Genomic DNA, 16,039 nt, shown 5'->3' on the forward strand with positions numbered 1-16,039 from the left:
TATGAAACAAGCCTACTTGATATTTCTACTTATTTTGTTTACATCAATTTGCAGTGCTCAAAAACTCACCGATAAATTCGAATATAAAGTTACCTACAAGCTCACTTATAAGTTAGACTCTACCAATCTGGATAAATCGAAATCTGAATATATGCTCCTGTTTGCCGGAGACGAACTTTCTAAATTTTCAAGTCGGGCAAAAACTCTGGCCAATCCTATTGTTAGAAAAGGAAATACTGCACATACTTCCCGGGAAGCGGTTACAGATTTTCAATATGTTATTTTGAAGCATAGGAGTGAAAATAAGCTGTTTTTCACGAGAACTATTTCACGTGATCAATTTTACTATACCCAGGAAATGAATCAATTTAAATGGGAAATTCTACCGGAGAAAAAGAAAATTAAAGATTTTGAGGTTCAGAAAGCTAAAACTTCTTTTGCCGGAAGAGATTATATAGCCTGGTTCACTTCAGAAATTCCAATTTCAGACGGGCCTTATAAGTTTAGTGGTTTGCCGGGTTTAATATTGGAGCTTGAAGATACCCAGCAGCATTATGTATTTGAATTTTTCGGTCTTGAGAAACTCAGTCCAAAACTTAAATACAAGATCAATCTTAACCAATACGCTGAAACCAATAAAACTGAATTATATAAAGTTTGGAAACGATATATGGAAGATCCATGGGGGTATGCTCCCACTCCCCCTAATGTAACTATCTCTAAAGAAACCAAGAAAAAATATGCTGAATTGTTTAAAGAAAGGTTTGCGAAAATGAATAACCAAATAGAACTACAAAAATGAGAAGTCTTATAATCATAGTGCTTTTACTTAGTTTAGGAAATTTGCAGGCACAGAATCAGTATTCCTATAAAGCTACCTATCAACTCGAATTCCAGGAGGATTCGACAGATGAAAATTCCATAAAATCTGAAACCGGTGTACTTTATTTAAGTGAGGAGCAATCACGATATTCCAGCCTGGGTAAAGCAGTTAAAGATTCTTTAGAAAATATGACAAATCCTGTAGTCATGAGAATGGATGAGTATAATCAAATGACCGATTTTAAATATACTATCTATAAAGATTATCAGGATAACGAACTTACTTTAGCCGAAAAGGTTTTTCAATATGAATTAAAATATAAACAGGATCTAAAACAGATTGAATGGGAAATTCAGCCAGAGAATAAAGAAATTTTAGGCTTTAGCGTTCAGAAAGCCACAGGTGATTTTGCAGGTAGAAATTATATCGCCTGGTTTGCGCCAGAATTACCATTCTCAGATGGGCCTTATAAGTTTAGTGGTTTGCCGGGACTTATTTTAGAGATTTCAGACCTAAAAAATCATTATCATTTTAGCTTAACGGCATTTCAGGAATTAGCAAATCCGGTAGATAAACTATTGAATTTAGATAATTATAAAACTGTTTCGCAGCAAGAACTCGATCAGGTTCGGGACGATTATAATCGCGATCCTATTGGCACCATGCAAAAGGCAGGCATAAAATTCGGTTGGAGCGAAGAAGATGAAACTAAAACAAGAAAAGAACTAAGCGAAAAATATAAAAGACGAAATAATCCAATCGAGCTTCAGCCATAATAAATCATCATCAATCAAAAAAATAATCAATTGGATCATTTTAGACAGATTTTCCTATTCCTGATATCGATATTCATCATTTCTATAGGTTATTCTCAAAAAGAAATCTCGGGACAGGTTTTTGACGATCAAGATGAAAAACTTAGTGGGGCAACGGTGATGGTCAGTAAAGATTCTGTTTCTCCAATATTAGCTTATGGTATTTCAGATGCGAATGGGAAATTCAAAATAGCTGTCAAGAATGAAAGTGAGTCCCTGTTTTTAAAGGTTTCATACATAGGTTTTGGTACGTTTAAAACAACGATTCAGAATAAAACACAGACATTGGAAGTTAAGCTTTCGCCTTCTTCAGAATCTTTAAAAGAGGTGCTCGTAAAATCTGAAATTTTGCAGCAACGTGGCGATACGCTTAGTTTTTCAGTAGCAGCCTTTAAAGGAAAAAATGACCGTGTGATCGCTGATGTTCTAAAAAAAATACCGGGTATCGATATTCGGCCAAACGGACAGATTTTTTATAGAGATGAGCCTATTCAGAAATATTATATCGAAGGTGTAGATTTGTTAGAAGGGCGTTATAATCTGGCGAATGATAACCTGTCTGCCGAGGCGGTTTCTAAAGTAGAGATCCTGGAAAATCACCAGCCGGTAAAAGTTTTGGATAGTTTGGAATTTTCAGAGCGCGCTTCCATAAATATCAAGCTTAAAAAAGATATTACGTATAGCGGAACGACCACCGCCGGGATTGGTGCAGCGCCTCTGCTTTGGCAAGCAAAGGTAACGCCCATGATTTTTACTAAAAAACAACAGGCGATCTTTACTTATCAAAGTAATAATACCGGTAGTGATGTTTCCCGGGAGATTCGTGATTTTTCGATTAATTTTTTGGGTGATCAGTTTACGATTAATAAAACCGATTGGCTTTCGATTCAGAACATTTCAGAGCCGCCTTTTTCTCAGGAACGCTGGTTGGATAATAATGTGCATTTGGGTTCTGCAAATATTTTACAGCGTATAAAAGAGAATATAGATCTAAAACTGAATATCTCTTATCTAAATGATTACCAGCAACAGGATGGGAGTACACAAACCCGCTATTTTACACCTACAGATACGATTGATGTGATCGAGAATACAAACAACCATCTTTATGTGAGTACACTTCAGGGGAAACTAACCCTAGAAAATAATGCCGATAAAAATTACCTGAAAAATCAATTGGAATTTAACGGATTTTGGAATGCTGCACGAGGTGTTATAGATCGTCCTGATACAAAAATAAAGCAGCAGCTGGATAATCCTTTCTTCGGAATTAAAAACGATCTGCGTTTGCTTAGGGCCGTGGGTAAACAATTAATCACTTTTAATTCGAATACCGGATTTACAGAAAATAATCAGGATCTCATGGTGCAGCCAGGACAATTTGAAGCTATTTTTAATGATGGAGATCCTTATAATGAAATTCAGCAACTGGTATCTGCCAGAAAAATTTATACCGATAATTCTGCCGGATTCACAAAAGCACTGGGGAAATTCACTATCTCCCCAAAATTCGGTTTTTCATTTCAGCATCAGCAGCTAGATAGCGATGTTTTTCTTAATGAGAACGACGAAGTTTTGGATGCGAATTTTAAAAACCGAACCAAATTTGAACAATCTTCGGTGTATTTTAAAAACGCTTTCAGATTTGAAAGTAAGGATGAAACCTGGAATTTGCGTTTAAGTACACCGCTTGAATTTAAAAGCTTTCACCTTGAAGATGATAATTTTGAGGATAGCAGAAATCTGGATCGTTTGGTTTTTGAACCTAATTTTTATGTAAAAAAGAAAATTTCAGCTTTTTGGGAAGCAAATGCTTCAGCAGGATTGAGTTATAATTTTGGTGAAATTCAGCAATTATATTACGGATTTTTACTGAAAGGCTATCGGAATTTAAATCGCTATAATGCACCAATTTCCGAAGAACAAAAGCAAAATTATAGCGGAGGCCTACGCTATCGAAATCCGTTAAATCAATTATTTTTAAATGCGTCTTACTCGTTTGCATATTCTGAAAATAACCTATTGTACAGTTCTAATATTGGTGAAAATGGTACAACAATTTTAGAAGCTGTGGCTCGCAATAATAGTTTTGATAATCATAGTTTCAAAGCCGGCGGAAGTAAATACTTTAGGAAATTAAAAACAACACTTAAACTAAATGCTTCATATAATTTATCAAATCGGCAACAGCTTTTAAATAATACGCTGGCCGAGGTGAATACGCAAAATTTGAATCTACGAGGAAGTGTGGAAGCCGATATTTCTAGTTGGCTAATTGCGAATTATTCAGGTAATTTTTCAACTTATACTTCGGGTTTTGAAGGCAATAATTTTCAAAAAATAGAAACCCATCAGCATATTATTGAGCTTTATTTTTATCCTAAGGATAATCAATATTTGAGTTTGAGTGGAGAATATTATGGGAATTCACTTTCTGAAAATGAGGATAATTATTTTGTAAACCTGGGCTATCAGTTTACTTTTAAAAAGCCCAAAATGGACTTGAATTTAAGCTGGCGAAATATTTTGAATACAGATACTTTTATAAATGCATATAACAATCAATATTATTATGTGCAGAGCAGCTATCAACTGAGGCCTTCGCAGGTTTTAGCAACCTTAAAATTTAGTCTCTAACTAAGCATCCATCTGAATATATTTCAAAATCTAAGCCTGAGTTAATTATAAGTTTTGTATTTCGTGGGTTTATGGTTTAGTTTTTAAACTTGGTATGTTTGAAACCTGTGAGGTTTGGAATTTCTGTTTTATATTTAAGTAAATTTCAACCTATGAAAATGTTAGAGATAAAAACCGCTTTACAAATTGCAAAACCAAAAGCTGAGGTTTTTGAAGCAATAATAGATCCTGAAAAAATGAAGCATTATTTTATTGCTGAAAGCTCCGGGATGATGGAGGAGGGGAAGTCTATTAGTTGGAAATTCGCAGAGTTTGATGAATATGTGCCGGTAGATGTAGTGCAATTAGTTCCAAATGAATTGATCTCTTTTGAATGGGAAGGTGCAGCAGAAAAAACTCTACAGGTTGAAATTAGCCTTACAGAAGTTTCCAAAACCAGTACACTGGTAAAAATAACCGAGGGAAAGCTGGAAGCAAATGAGATGGGCCTTCAATGGTTTGGCGGAAATACCGAAGGTTGGGCAAATTTCCTGGCCTGTTTAAAGGCTTATTTAGAATTTGGGATCAATCTTAGAAAAGGTGGTTTCGATTTTATGAAGAAAAGCTAAAATAGATGTCTTATATACGGGAAGCCTGTGTGGAAAACTTAGAACAAGCTTTTATTGCTGAGCAAAATGGAGCTGATCGTATCGAGCTCTGTGCAGATTTAGGTTTAGAGGGTTTAACGCCTTCCAGGGAATTGATCCTTTCGGTTAAATCTCAATTAAATATTCCGGTGCACGTAATGATTAGGCCCCGGGCGGGTGATTTCGTGTATAATAATGTTGAAATTAAGCAGATGGGTAGTGATATAGCCTTTTGTAAAGAAGCCGGTGTAGATGGCGTGGTATTAGGAATTTTAAAAGAAGATAAAACAATAAATATTGATGCCGTTGAAAAACTAGCGGCAATAGGAAAACCTATGAAATTTGTCTTTCATAAAGCCATAGATGAAACTCCGGCTATTTTAGAATCTGTGAAATCTTTAAGAGACTCAGGTGTTGTAAATGGTATTCTTACTTCAGGAGGAGAAAATACCGCGGCTGAAGGCATCCTTCAACTTAAAAAAGTAATAGCTCTGGCCGGTGATATGGAAGTGATTTGCGCGGGAAAAATCACTTCAGAAAATCTGGAAGAGTTACACCGGGAAATCAATACTAAAGCGTATCACGGTAAGAGAATTGTTCGGGGATTGCAATAATTATTCTTCTGAATGAAATTAATAAATCCAGTTTTTAAGTTTCTGGAAAAAAGAAAAACCCGTTTCAATAAAGAAACGGGTTTTTAATATCTGTTATGGTCGGGCCATTACATCATTCCGGGCATTCCACCGCCCATTCCGCCTGGCATACCTCCGCCACCTTTGTCGTCTTCTGGAAGATCAACAAGAGCACACTCGGTAGTTAAGATCATTCCGGCAACAGAAGCAGCGTTTTCAAGCGCAACTCTTGTTACTTTCTTAGGATCTATAATTCCGGCTTTCATCATATCTACAAATGTGTCGGTTTTTGCATCGTAACCAAATTCTTTCTTGCCTTCAAGAACTTTATTGATTACTACAGAAGCTTCACCACCTGCATTTTCTACGATGGTTCTAAGTGGAGACTCAATTGCTCTAAATACAATTTGAACTCCGGTTGCTTCATCATCATTTTCAGTCTTGATCTTGGCAAGAACGGCTTGTGCTCTTACTAACGCAACACCACCACCGGCAACAATTCCTTCTTCTACAGCCGCACGGGTTGCGTGAAGGGCATCGTCTACACGGTCTTTCTTCTCTTTCATTTCAACTTCTGAAGCTGCACCTACATAAAGTACGGCAACACCACCGGCTAGTTTAGCCAAACGCTCCTGAAGTTTTTCTTTATCATAATCTGAAGTAGTGGTTTCGATCTGAGCTTTGATCTGGTTTACACGTTCTTCAATTTGCTTGTTGTCTCCAGCACCGTTTACAATAGTAGTGTTATCTTTATCGATAGCTACTTTTTCAGCAGTACCTAACATATCAATAGTAGCGTTTTCTAAAGAGAATCCTCTTTCTTCAGAAATAACAGTACCACCGGTTAGAATAGCGATATCTTCTAACATTGCTTTTCTACGATCTCCAAATCCTGGCGCTTTAACAGCAGCGATTTTAAGAGAACCACGTAATTTATTTACTACTAAAGTTGCAAGGGCTTCGCCATCTACATCTTCAGCAATAATTAAAAGTGGCTTTCCAGATTGTGCTACCGGTTCAAGAACAGGAAGCAAATCTTTCATAGAAGAGATCTTTTTGTCGAACAATAAAATGTACGGATCTTCAAGATCTGCAGTCATTTTCTCTGAATTTGTTACGAAATATGGAGAAAGATAACCACGGTCAAACTGCATACCTTCAACTACTTCAACGTGAGTCTCGGTACCTTTTGCTTCTTCTACAGTAATTACACCTTCTTTTCCAACTTTCCCAAAAGCCTGGGCGATAAGATCACCAATATGCTCGTCATTGTTTGCAGAAATAGAAGCTACCTGCTTTATTTTTTCTGAAGAATCACCAACTTCTTTGGTTTGTTTCTCTAAATCTTTAGTGATTGCAGTTACAGCCTTGTCTATACCTCTTTTAAGGTCCATTGGGCTAGCGCCTGCTGCAACGTTTTTAAGGCCCTCTTTTACGATAGCCTGGGCAAGTACAGTAGCGGTAGTAGTACCGTCTCCTGCAAGGTCATTGGTTTTAGAAGCAACTTCTTTTACCATTTGAGCGCCCATATTTTCTAAGGCATCTTCCAGTTCAATTTCTTTTGCTACAGTAACACCATCTTTAGTTACGGTTGGTGCACCAAAAGATTTGCTTATTACTACATTACGTCCTTTAGGACCTAAAGTTACTTTTACGGCATTTGCCAATGCATCTACACCGCGCTTAATTCCGTCGCGGGCTTGAATGTCAAACTTTATATCTTTTGCCATTGTAAATTATGTTTTGTCATTTCCGTGAAGACGGAAATCTAATTAATACTATTATTTATTTTGAAAGTTTCCCCGGGAGTGGGGAAAAGAAGTCTTATACTATTGCAAGGATATCGTCTTCTCTCATCATTAGATAGTCTGTACCCTCAAGTTTTAATTCTGTACCGGAGTATTTTCCGTAAAGCACAGTATCACCAACTTTCACAGTCATATCGTGGTCTTTATTACCCTTACCTACAGCTACAACTTTTCCACGTTGTGGTTTTTCTTTAGCTGTTTCGGGAATGTAAATTCCAGATGCCGTTTTAGTTTCGGCTGCTTCAGGCTCAATAAGAACCCTGTCTGAGAGCGGTTTAATGTTTAGTCCCATTTTTTTATAAATTTATTTAGGTTAATTAATCTTTGAATAAGCGACTAAGCCTATTTCTAAAATTATGCCACCCCGCTTTTACTGCCAATTACAAACAAAAAATGCCAGCTTGTCATAAGCTGGCATTTGTAAATTTTATAAAGAAAGAAGCGATTATTGATCGCTGTCAGATCCTGATTGTTGTCCTGGCATTTGTGCCGGTGGGGTAGCGGTATTTTCAGGCATTGCATCTTCGTCAAAAACCCTTGATTCGCCGTAGCTTGAATCGTCCATAATAGTTACATTAGAAAGTAAAATAAGTACTAATAAAAGTGTTGCTAAAGTCCAGGTACTTTTATCTAAAAAGTCTCCGGTCTTCTTTACACCACCTACTTGTTGTCCACTACCACCAAAAGAGGAAGATAGGCCACCGCCTTTAGGGTTTTGTACCATAATTACCACTACCAGTAAAAAGGCTACAATAACTATTAATGCTAAAAAAATCGTGAATGTGCTCATTCTTGCTTTGTATTATTTTCTTGTAATTTTTCGATTGCCCGAATTTGGTCAGCAAAGAAACCACTTTTTTCGGGATTTTTCAAAATTAATATTTTATATGCCTGGATTGCTTTTTTATAATTTTTTTGTTCCAAATAAACCCGTGCTAAAGTCTCGGTCATTAACGACTCTGGCGGGGTTGTGCTTACTTCTGCCAGGTTGGATTTATTGCTGGGTTTGCCCGGTTTTATTTTCGGACTTTTGGATATGAACCTGTCTATAAGTTCAAACTTTTTATGCTGAACCTCATCTTTCGGATTTTCTTCTTCCGATTCTTCTCTTTTTATAGGTTTTGCTGAAGTAAGTCGCAACCATTCTGAAAAAGAATGTGATTCTGAAGCATCAAACTCTAAAGGTTCACCCAATTTCAATTGGTCTTCAGATAAATTTTCTTCGGTATGTTCCTTTGCTTCCTCACTTTTCTCAGAAAACAAGTCGGGATCCATCACCTGTTCAGATTCAGATTGCCTCATTTTTATGGCTTCATCTATAGCCATACTTCTTTTGGCAAAAACTTCTTCGGGTTCAAAAACGGTAATATTTCGTAATTGTTCTTCCTGCTCCTGGATTTGCCTTGCTATTTTATTCTGATTAAATTCTACCGAGGTTATAAAATCAAAAAGTACACTACGATTAGTAGTATAAGCGGCAGTCTTTTTTAGTGCGCTGTTGTAGCTGAATTCCTGATGCTCTTTTAAACCTTTGAGCCTTACTGCACGTGCCGCCTGGAAATACGGTGCTTTTTGAATAAGCTTTTCCAGAGCACTGGTTTGCCCGGCAGTGATTTCGGCTGGGTTTTGCAGCAGTTGTATGAATTCGTTTGCTTCCATATTACCAATCGGTTAAAGCGGCATTAAAAATATCCTGGGTTAACCTGTTGTAAATTTCATCTAAGGCAGTGGCCAACACGTCACCAACTAATTGCGCATTGGCGGGATAATCGTAGTAAAAAGAAAAGCGTCTTTCAAAATCTTTTTCCGGTTCCAGGGTGTTATAATAACGAACATTCACTGCAATGGTGAGTCGGTTTTGTGCCGCCGTATTTTCGGCGGTAGCGGTAATAGGTGCTACATAAAAATCAATAATTTCTCCTTCAAAAATAAGATCGGCGTTATTGTTGGCCAGGCTTAAACTGGTTTGATTTTGAATAAGATCCTGTAACTGTAAAGTGAAAGTCCTGTCTATTCCCGGTTCTACTAAATCGGCCTGGTTTTGAAAGAAATTCACCTGGAAAGATTCGGCATCACCGGTATCGGCGCCCGTAAAAGAGTAAATTCCGCAAGATTGGGTGCTAAGTAGGAGCACAAAACATAAAAGAAAAGCAATTTTTTTCATATAAGCGGACTAAAATTACAGGTTGTATTGTTTTATTTTTCGGTAAAGTGTGCGTTCACTTATCCCTAATTCCTCAGCGGCAGCTTTGCGTTTTCCGCTATGCCTTTCTAAAGATTTTTTTATAAGTTCTAATTCTTTATCCTGCAAAGAAAGGGTTTCTTCTTCCTGAATCTCTTCTGCAAAATAATATTTATCCTTTTCCCTACTAATTTCAGATTTTGGACTGTTCTGCGGAATTTGAAGTACTTCCAGCCTTTCATCATTTAAAGCTTCTAATTCTTCTGCATCAACATCTTCGCCATCATCGTCGCCGTAAAGTTTCTGAATTAGGCTTTCGTTTTCGTCCTGAACTTTTTGCGTATTCCCACTCTCCATAAGTTTTAGGGTGAGTTTTTTGAGATCGGTCAGGTCGCTTTTCATATCAAAAAGCACTTTGTAAAGAATTTCCCGTTCGTTGCTAAAATCGCTTTCTTTCTTTTTATCAGAAATAACTGCGGGTAAATTGCTACCAATATCAGGTAAATATTCTTTTAAACGCTCGGGGCCAATAATACGCTCCTGCTCTAAAACTGAAATTTGTTCGGCAATATTTCTTAACTGCCGAATATTCCCGCCCCATCGGTATTTTTTTAATAAACCTACCGCATCATCCTGAAGTTTAATGGTTGGCATTTTATATTTCAGCGCAAAATCTGAAGCGAATTTTCTAAATAATAAATGAATATCGTCTTTACGATCCCGCAGTGGTGGTAAGTTAATCTCTACCGTGCTTAATCTATAATACAGGTCTTCACGGAAGCGTTCTTTTTTAATAGATTCCTGCATATTAATGTTGGTAGCCGCGATAATACGAACATCAGATTTTTGCACTTTAGATGAACCAACTTTTATAAATTCGCCGTTTTCTAAAACACGCAATAATCTAACTTGTGTGGGAAGTGGTAATTCTCCAACTTCATCTAAAAAAATAGTCCCGCCATCGGCAACTTCAAAATAACCGCTGCGGGTTTGGGTGGCACCGGTAAAAGCGCCTTTTTCGTGACCAAAAAGTTCAGAATCTATAGTGCCTTCGGGAATTGCACCACAGTTTACTGCAATATATTTCCCGTGTTTTCTATGAGATAATGAATGGATTATTTTTGGAATACTTTCTTTCCCAACCCCACTTTCCCCGGTTACCAAAACCGAGATATCTGTAGGCGCAACCTGGATTGCTTTTTCTATAGCGCGGTTAAGGCGTTGATCGTCGCCAATTATTCCAAACCGCTGTTTTACTGCCTGAATTGATTCCATATATAAATCCTGTTATTTCAGAAGGAATTAATCTAGTTACTAAAACTGATTCCTTTAAACTGAATAACTATTTTTTAATTATTTTCACTATATCCAACGGCTTCACCAATTAGGGTTGCGCTGGTACAGTCATTAATTTTTACGTTTACAAAGTCACCAATCTTGTAATTCTTTTTTGGGAATACCGCCACGGTGTTTTGAGTGATTCGGCCGCTCCAGTGTTCGCTAGACTTTTTAGATTCTTTTTCAACTAAAACTTCTACGGTTTCTCCAAGAAATCTTTGCGTCCTAAAATGATTATGTTCACGCTGAAGCGCTACTATTTCGGCTAATCTTCTTTGTTTTGTTTCTGCAGGCACATCGTCTTCCAATTTACGGGCCGCCATAGTACCAGGTCTTTCAGAATATGCATACATATACCCAAAGTCATATTTCACATATTCCATTAATGATAAAGTATCCTTATGATCCTCTTCAGTTTCAGTTGGGAAACCAACAATTAAATCCTGGGAAATAGAGCACTCTGGCATTAATTCTCTTATATAGTCTATAAGTTTAAAATATTCTTCGCGGGTGTGCAGCCTGTTCATCTCTTTTAAGATTCTATCACTTCCGCTTTGAACCGGTAAATGAATATGCTTGCAAATATTGGGATAAGCGGCTACAACTTCAATTACCTCCAAAGTCATATCCTGCGGATTTGAAGTTGAAAACCTAATCCTCATTTTTGGTTGTGCTTCGGCGACCAGTCTTAAAAGTGCGGAGAAATCTGTGGCTGTAGCTTTTTGAATTTCAGAAGCATTTTTAAAGTCTTTTTTAAGTCCGCCGCCATACCATAAATAGCTATCTACGTTTTGGCCCAGAAGCGTAATTTCTTTGAAACCTTTATTCCAAAGATCGTTTACTTCCTCTACTATACTTTGTGGGTCGCGGCTTCGCTCTCTTCCCCGGGTAAAGGGTACCACGCAAAAGGTACACATATTATCGCAGCCCCTGGTGATAGAGACAAATGCTGAAACTCCATTGCTTTGTAATCGAACAGGAGAAATATCACTATAAGTTTCTTCTTTAGAGAGAAGAACATTTATTGCATCCCGGCCTGCTTCAACTTCATTTATAAGATTTGGAAGGTCTTTATAGGCATCTGGCCCAACTACAAGATCTACTATTTTTTCTTCTTCCAGGAATTTTTCTTTAAGACGCTCGGCCATACAACCTAATACGCCCACTTTCATCCCGGGATTTATTCTTTTTACTGCGTTATATTTTTCAAGCCTTTTACGAACGGTTTGTTCAGCTTTTTCTCTAATAGAACAGGTGTTTACCAAAACCAGATCTGCTTCTTCTAAGTTTTGAGTAGTATTAAAACCTTCTTTTGCAAGAATAGAAGCAACAATTTCGCTATCGCTAAAATTCATTGCACAACCGTAACTTTCAATAAAAAGCTTTCGGGTATTTTCTTGCTTAGGCTCCATTACGAGCGTGTTTCCCTGTTGTTTTTCGTCTATTGTCTTCTCCATAATTCAAATCTTCCTTTTCAGGATTAAGAAATGCAAAGATAAGGGTAAAACGAACTTCTGACAAAGTGACAGCAATATTTTTAATTTTCTCACGCAACCTTTTTGTAATTAATGCATCTATATAGAAACCAACCAGATAATTATGAGATTTTTCTACAGTTTAATTACGTTGCTTCTTCTGGCTTTAATGGCTTTGTTCACTTCTTGCGAGAAAGACGCAACCGAAGAAGAATTTTATAATGTAGCCGTTCCCGTAGTAAAGCCTATTGAAGAATTTAGGGCTATGGTTAAAATTTCTGAGCCAAGAGCAATTACCGAAGCTGGCAAGATCTATTCTTATGGAGATTATGTTTTTATAAACGATGATCAAAAAGGTGTGCATATTATAGATAACAGTGATCACCGAAACCCTGTAAAAATGAAATTTCTTGAAATTCCGCAAAATACCGATATCGCTGTAAAAGATGATATGTTATTTGCAAATTCTGCTATGGACCTGGTGGTTTTTGATATTAGTGATATGAATAATATAACACAAGCGGAAAGAATGAAAAACGTTTTTCCCAACCATAATAACCGTATTCCTGCAAGTGCATCTTTTGTAGATAGCGATAATTTTAATGCTGAAACCGAAGTAGTGATAGGTTACGTTATGGAAACCCGAAAAATTGAAATGGCAAACGATACAGAATGGTTAACTAATGATAGGGCATCTTTTTCTGAATCAGGGAATTCATCAGGCGGTTCCGGTACCGGAGGTTCTTTGGCTCGTTTCAATATTCATGAAGATTATTTATATGTAGTAGATCAAAATAATTTATCGGTTTTCAATATTGCAGGATTAAGTAACCCCGAATTATTAAAAACTGAATGGATTGGGCCAGATATAGAAACTATTTTTTATAAAGAAAATCATTTATACCTGGGAAGTTCTACCGGTATGTATATCTATAGTGTAGAAAATCCAGCTACGCCAGAATATAAATCTATGTTTAGACATATTCTTGGTTGCGATCCCGTTGTAGTAAAAGGGGATATGGCTTATGTAACTATTAGAGGAGGAAATATATGCGGGCAGGAATGGAGCCAGTTGGATGTAATAGATGTAACCGATAAGTCCAATCCGCAGTTATTGCAATCTTACCCAATGAAAAATCCTTACGGCCTTGGCGTAAAAGACGACTGGCTTTTTGTTTGCGATGGTACTGCCGGATTAAAAATATATGACACAAAAAATACCCCCAACCTGGAACTTATAGACCATTTTCAGGACATTAACACCTATGACGTCATCCCTTTAGAAGATGTGCTCTTAATGGTTGGGGATAATACACTTTTCCAATATACTTATAAAGGTAATGAGATCAATTTACTAAGCACTTTCAGCCTTAATTGATTTTATTTTGTTTGGTTTTTTAAGGATGCCCCGCAATACTGCGGGGTTTTTTGTTTGCCCTGCATGCAAACAATTCCGGGACTTGAAAGAAAGCCCGCTCACCTGATCGGAGGGAAGAGCAATGTAAAGTCAAGTGCGTCACTGGCAACGGTGGGGTGTGAAGGAAGACCTAGCAAGTTAGTGGAACATAGAGAAATCGAACCGATTCTGGCATATATTGGGGGTAAGGTTGCAAAAAGTGCCGATGCCCAAAATCCGAATAGCAATATATGTTAAAACGGATGGCTTCACTAACAGGAATGTTTGCTTAACGGGGGAAGCCTGATTATTCGCCTTTCCAGGCTAAGCAGAAACAAGTCGAGAGACAAGGATTTGTTATGGAAAATCAGGTGGCAGATGAGTCCGTAGTAGTGAGAAAATTTAGGCCTGAGAAGCACTGGTGACAGTGTGGAGGAGAAAACCCAAATGACATTGCACAAGAATCGCATAATCGGTTGCAATGACTGTCACAGATTAACTGTGGCGGATGCGAAGGGACGAAGTTAAATTAAGTACAGGAAGTTCTTTAAAGGAATTAGCCATAAGCGAAGACAATCGGAATTGAAACATTCTGAGGAATTGCAGCAAAGAGGAGTGACGAGCTAACTCTGGCTGTTAATCCGCGCGAGTATTGAGTAGTAAGATTTTCTTTTACTGTTATAGATTGCCACAGTGCTAAAGACAACAGTATACCTTATGAACAAACAATCTGTCTAATTCTGCCTAAAGAAATAAACCGTACTGCAAAGAAGAGAAAGTTTCATTATGCGAAAATGGTACAGTCTTATAGACAAGGTATATGCATTACCGAGGCTGGAACAAGCCTACCGTGAGGTAAGGAAAAACAAAGGTTCCAGAGCCAAGGGAGTGGATAACCAAAGTATAGCTGATTTTAGTTCAGCTTTAGAGGAGAATTTGTGCCAACTCTCCAGGGAACTGAAAGAGGGGAGATATAGGCCACAGCCGGTAAGGCGGGTCTATATCGATAAACCAGACGGGAGCAAGAGAGGATTGGGTATCCCAACCATCAAAGACCGCATTGTACAACAATCGCTGCTTAATGTGTTGCAACCTATCTTCGATCCCGAATTCCATCCCTCCAGTTATGGGTATCGTCCTAAACGAAGTGCTCATCATGCCATTGCCAAAGCAGAGCGCTTTAGTCGGTACTATGGTCTGGATCATGTAGCAGACATGGATTTATCCAAATGTTTTGATACTCTAGACCATCGGCTGATAGTGCAAAGCGTGGGCAAACGGGTAAGCGATGGAAAGATACTTAAACTGATAGGGAGCTTTTTAGAATCCGGCGCACTTGATGGAGCGCGCTTCACACCTACAAAGAAGGGGAGCCCACAAGGGGGAATTATCTCACCGCTTCTGATGAATATCTATCTGGACGCATTCGACCAGCATATGAAAAATTCAGGCATACGAATGGTGAGGTTTGCTGATGACGTGCTGTTGTTTGCACCAACCAAAGCTCAAGCTGGAAAATACATGGCTAAAGCCACGAGTTATCTGGAAAAAGAGCTTCGGTTAGAAGTGAATAAAAACAAGAGCAGTCTGACAAACCTTGAAGAAGGCATCCACTATTTAGGTGTGGTGATAAAGCCCTATGGAGTAGTGGTATCCCACAAAAGCATCAAGAGGTTCAAAAAGAAAGTAAAATTACTAACCCCTCGAACTAAAGGGCAAAGTATAGCTTTCTATATTAAAGAACTGAACCCGCTATTAAGGGGTTTTGCCAATTACTTCCGAATAGGCTTGACCAAAAAGCTGTTCCAGGATCTTTTAAGCTGGATCAGGAGAAGGTTACGAATGATGGTGATGAAAAGCTGGAAAAGCTGGAAACCTCTTCACCGACAACTAAGGCGTATGGGCTATAAGGGGAATTTTCTTAAGATATCGGTAACCCGATGGAGAAACTCCTCCACCAATTTAATACACTATGCCCTGCCCAATAAGTACTTCTCAGAATTAGGGTTGTACGCAATGGACACAGTTGAAGGGAATACTTTGCATCAGTACTATCAAACAGTACTGAATAAGATTTAACATGAGCCGTGTACGAGACCCGTATGCACGGTTCTGGAAGAGGGATGAAGATAATAAATGCTCAAATATTTATTATCTTCACCCTACTTGATTATAAATTATTGAGAAAAGAATTTTTTTATACGTGAAGCCGTGAATGTGGCTGTTTTACAAGCTATTTCTACTTGTTTTGTAAAATCATTTAGGATGTTAAAAAAAAATTGATATACTTTTGCAGCTAGAAAAAAG

The 16,039-nt window shown here is 37.7% G+C and carries 14 protein-coding genes; 7 read left to right on the forward strand and 7 right to left on the reverse strand.

The window, feature by feature from the left end; genetic code table 11:
* Position 1 precedes the first annotated feature (1 nt).
* From AO058_RS06090 to AO058_RS06110, 5 genes are all read left to right on the forward strand, one after another.
* A complete protein-coding gene (locus AO058_RS06090; RefSeq protein ID WP_075325724.1) occupies positions 2-802 on the forward strand; it encodes a GLPGLI family protein in 801 nt (266 codons plus the stop codon).
* The gene (locus AO058_RS06095) at positions 799-1,599 is read left to right on the forward strand and encodes a GLPGLI family protein (protein WP_075325725.1); all 801 of its coding nucleotides are present in this window, start codon (positions 799-801) and stop codon (positions 1,597-1,599) included. Before AO058_RS06090 ends, AO058_RS06095 begins: the two co-directional genes overlap by 4 nt.
* 30 nt (positions 1,600-1,629) lie before the next feature.
* Positions 1,630-4,275 carry a carboxypeptidase-like regulatory domain-containing protein gene (locus tag AO058_RS06100; protein WP_075325726.1) on the forward strand — a complete coding sequence of 882 codons (2,646 nt, stop codon included), beginning with the start codon at positions 1,630-1,632 and terminating at the stop codon, positions 4,273-4,275.
* A 152-nt stretch (positions 4,276-4,427) separates the two neighbouring features.
* A complete protein-coding gene (locus tag AO058_RS06105) occupies positions 4,428-4,883 on the forward strand; it encodes an SRPBCC domain-containing protein (RefSeq protein WP_075325727.1) in 456 nt (151 codons plus the stop codon).
* Positions 4,884-4,888: 5 nt separating this feature from the next.
* Complete coding sequence (locus tag AO058_RS06110) at positions 4,889-5,515, forward strand: copper homeostasis protein CutC (protein WP_075325728.1); 627 nt, start codon at positions 4,889-4,891, stop codon at positions 5,513-5,515.
* Between the two features lie 107 nt (positions 5,516-5,622).
* Here AO058_RS06110 and groL read toward each other — a convergent pair whose 3' ends face one another.
* The 7 genes from groL to miaB form a co-directional block, all read right to left on the reverse strand.
* Positions 5,623-7,263 carry a chaperonin GroEL gene (gene groL, locus AO058_RS06115; protein WP_075325729.1) on the reverse strand — a complete coding sequence of 547 codons (1,641 nt, stop codon included), beginning with the start codon at positions 7,261-7,263 and terminating at the stop codon, positions 5,623-5,625.
* 94 nt (positions 7,264-7,357) lie between these two features.
* Positions 7,358-7,633, reverse strand: a complete 276-nt coding sequence (locus AO058_RS06120; protein ID WP_057482963.1) for a co-chaperone GroES — start codon at positions 7,631-7,633, stop codon at positions 7,358-7,360.
* A gap of 153 nt (positions 7,634-7,786) precedes the next feature.
* Positions 7,787-8,131: a preprotein translocase subunit SecG gene (secG, locus tag AO058_RS06125; RefSeq protein ID WP_075325730.1), complete on the reverse strand. Its 345-nt coding sequence runs from the start codon at positions 8,129-8,131 to the stop codon at positions 7,787-7,789.
* Positions 8,128-9,000, reverse strand: coding sequence for a hypothetical protein (locus AO058_RS06130; RefSeq protein WP_075325731.1), 873 nt, complete (start codon positions 8,998-9,000; stop codon positions 8,128-8,130). The genes secG and AO058_RS06130 overlap by 4 nt, the downstream gene beginning before the upstream one ends.
* A gap of 1 nt (position 9,001) precedes the next feature.
* Positions 9,002-9,505 carry an LPS assembly lipoprotein LptE gene (lptE, locus tag AO058_RS06135; RefSeq protein WP_075325732.1) on the reverse strand — a complete coding sequence of 168 codons (504 nt, stop codon included), beginning with the start codon at positions 9,503-9,505 and terminating at the stop codon, positions 9,002-9,004.
* 15 nt (positions 9,506-9,520) lie between these two features.
* Positions 9,521-10,798: a sigma-54 interaction domain-containing protein gene (locus AO058_RS06140; protein ID WP_075325733.1), complete on the reverse strand. Its 1,278-nt coding sequence runs from the start codon at positions 10,796-10,798 to the stop codon at positions 9,521-9,523.
* Between the two features lie 74 nt (positions 10,799-10,872).
* On the reverse strand, positions 10,873-12,318 hold the full coding sequence (miaB, locus tag AO058_RS06145) for a tRNA (N6-isopentenyl adenosine(37)-C2)-methylthiotransferase MiaB (protein ID WP_075325734.1): 1,446 nt from the start codon (positions 12,316-12,318) through the stop codon (positions 10,873-10,875).
* A 142-nt stretch (positions 12,319-12,460) separates the two neighbouring features.
* Between miaB and AO058_RS06150 the strand changes: the two genes are divergently transcribed.
* Both AO058_RS06150 and ltrA read left to right on the forward strand, forming a co-directional pair.
* Positions 12,461-13,714, forward strand: coding sequence for an LVIVD repeat-containing protein (locus tag AO058_RS06150; protein ID WP_075325735.1), 1,254 nt, complete (start codon positions 12,461-12,463; stop codon positions 13,712-13,714).
* 804 nt (positions 13,715-14,518) lie between these two features.
* Positions 14,519-15,811 (forward strand): group II intron reverse transcriptase/maturase, encoded by a 1,293-nt coding sequence (gene ltrA, locus AO058_RS06160; RefSeq protein WP_075325137.1) that lies wholly within the window; start codon positions 14,519-14,521, stop codon positions 15,809-15,811.
* Positions 15,812-16,039: the final 228 nt, after the last annotated feature.

This window comes from Salegentibacter sp. T436 (assembly GCF_001932675.1).
In the GTDB taxonomy this organism is placed as follows: domain Bacteria; phylum Bacteroidota; class Bacteroidia; order Flavobacteriales; family Flavobacteriaceae; genus Salegentibacter; species Salegentibacter agarivorans.

What these genes read in the sequence shown, in the direction of transcription:
- AO058_RS06090 (WP_075325724.1), top strand. Translation starts at nt 2, where the DNA reads ATGAAACAAGCCTACTTGATATTTCTACTTATTTTGTTTACATCAATT.
- AO058_RS06095 (WP_075325725.1), top strand. Translation starts at nt 799, where the DNA reads ATGAGAAGTCTTATAATCATAGTGCTTTTACTTAGTTTAGGAAATTTG.
- AO058_RS06105 (WP_075325727.1), top strand. Translation starts at nt 4,428, where the DNA reads ATGAAAATGTTAGAGATAAAAACCGCTTTACAAATTGCAAAACCAAAA.
- AO058_RS06110 (WP_075325728.1), top strand. Translation starts at nt 4,889, where the DNA reads ATGTCTTATATACGGGAAGCCTGTGTGGAAAACTTAGAACAAGCTTTT.
- groL (WP_075325729.1), bottom strand. Translation starts at nt 7,263, where the DNA reads ATGGCAAAAGATATAAAGTTTGACATTCAAGCCCGCGACGGAATTAAG.
- AO058_RS06120 (WP_057482963.1), bottom strand. Translation starts at nt 7,633, where the DNA reads ATGGGACTAAACATTAAACCGCTCTCAGACAGGGTTCTTATTGAGCCT.
- secG (WP_075325730.1), bottom strand. Translation starts at nt 8,131, where the DNA reads ATGAGCACATTCACGATTTTTTTAGCATTAATAGTTATTGTAGCCTTT.
- AO058_RS06130 (WP_075325731.1), bottom strand. Translation starts at nt 9,000, where the DNA reads ATGGAAGCAAACGAATTCATACAACTGCTGCAAAACCCAGCCGAAATC.
- lptE (WP_075325732.1), bottom strand. Translation starts at nt 9,505, where the DNA reads ATGAAAAAAATTGCTTTTCTTTTATGTTTTGTGCTCCTACTTAGCACC.
- AO058_RS06140 (WP_075325733.1), bottom strand. Translation starts at nt 10,798, where the DNA reads ATGGAATCAATTCAGGCAGTAAAACAGCGGTTTGGAATAATTGGCGAC.
- miaB (WP_075325734.1), bottom strand. Translation starts at nt 12,318, where the DNA reads ATGGAGAAGACAATAGACGAAAAACAACAGGGAAACACGCTCGTAATG.
- AO058_RS06150 (WP_075325735.1), top strand. Translation starts at nt 12,461, where the DNA reads ATGAGATTTTTCTACAGTTTAATTACGTTGCTTCTTCTGGCTTTAATG.
- ltrA (WP_075325137.1), top strand. Translation starts at nt 14,519, where the DNA reads ATGCGAAAATGGTACAGTCTTATAGACAAGGTATATGCATTACCGAGG.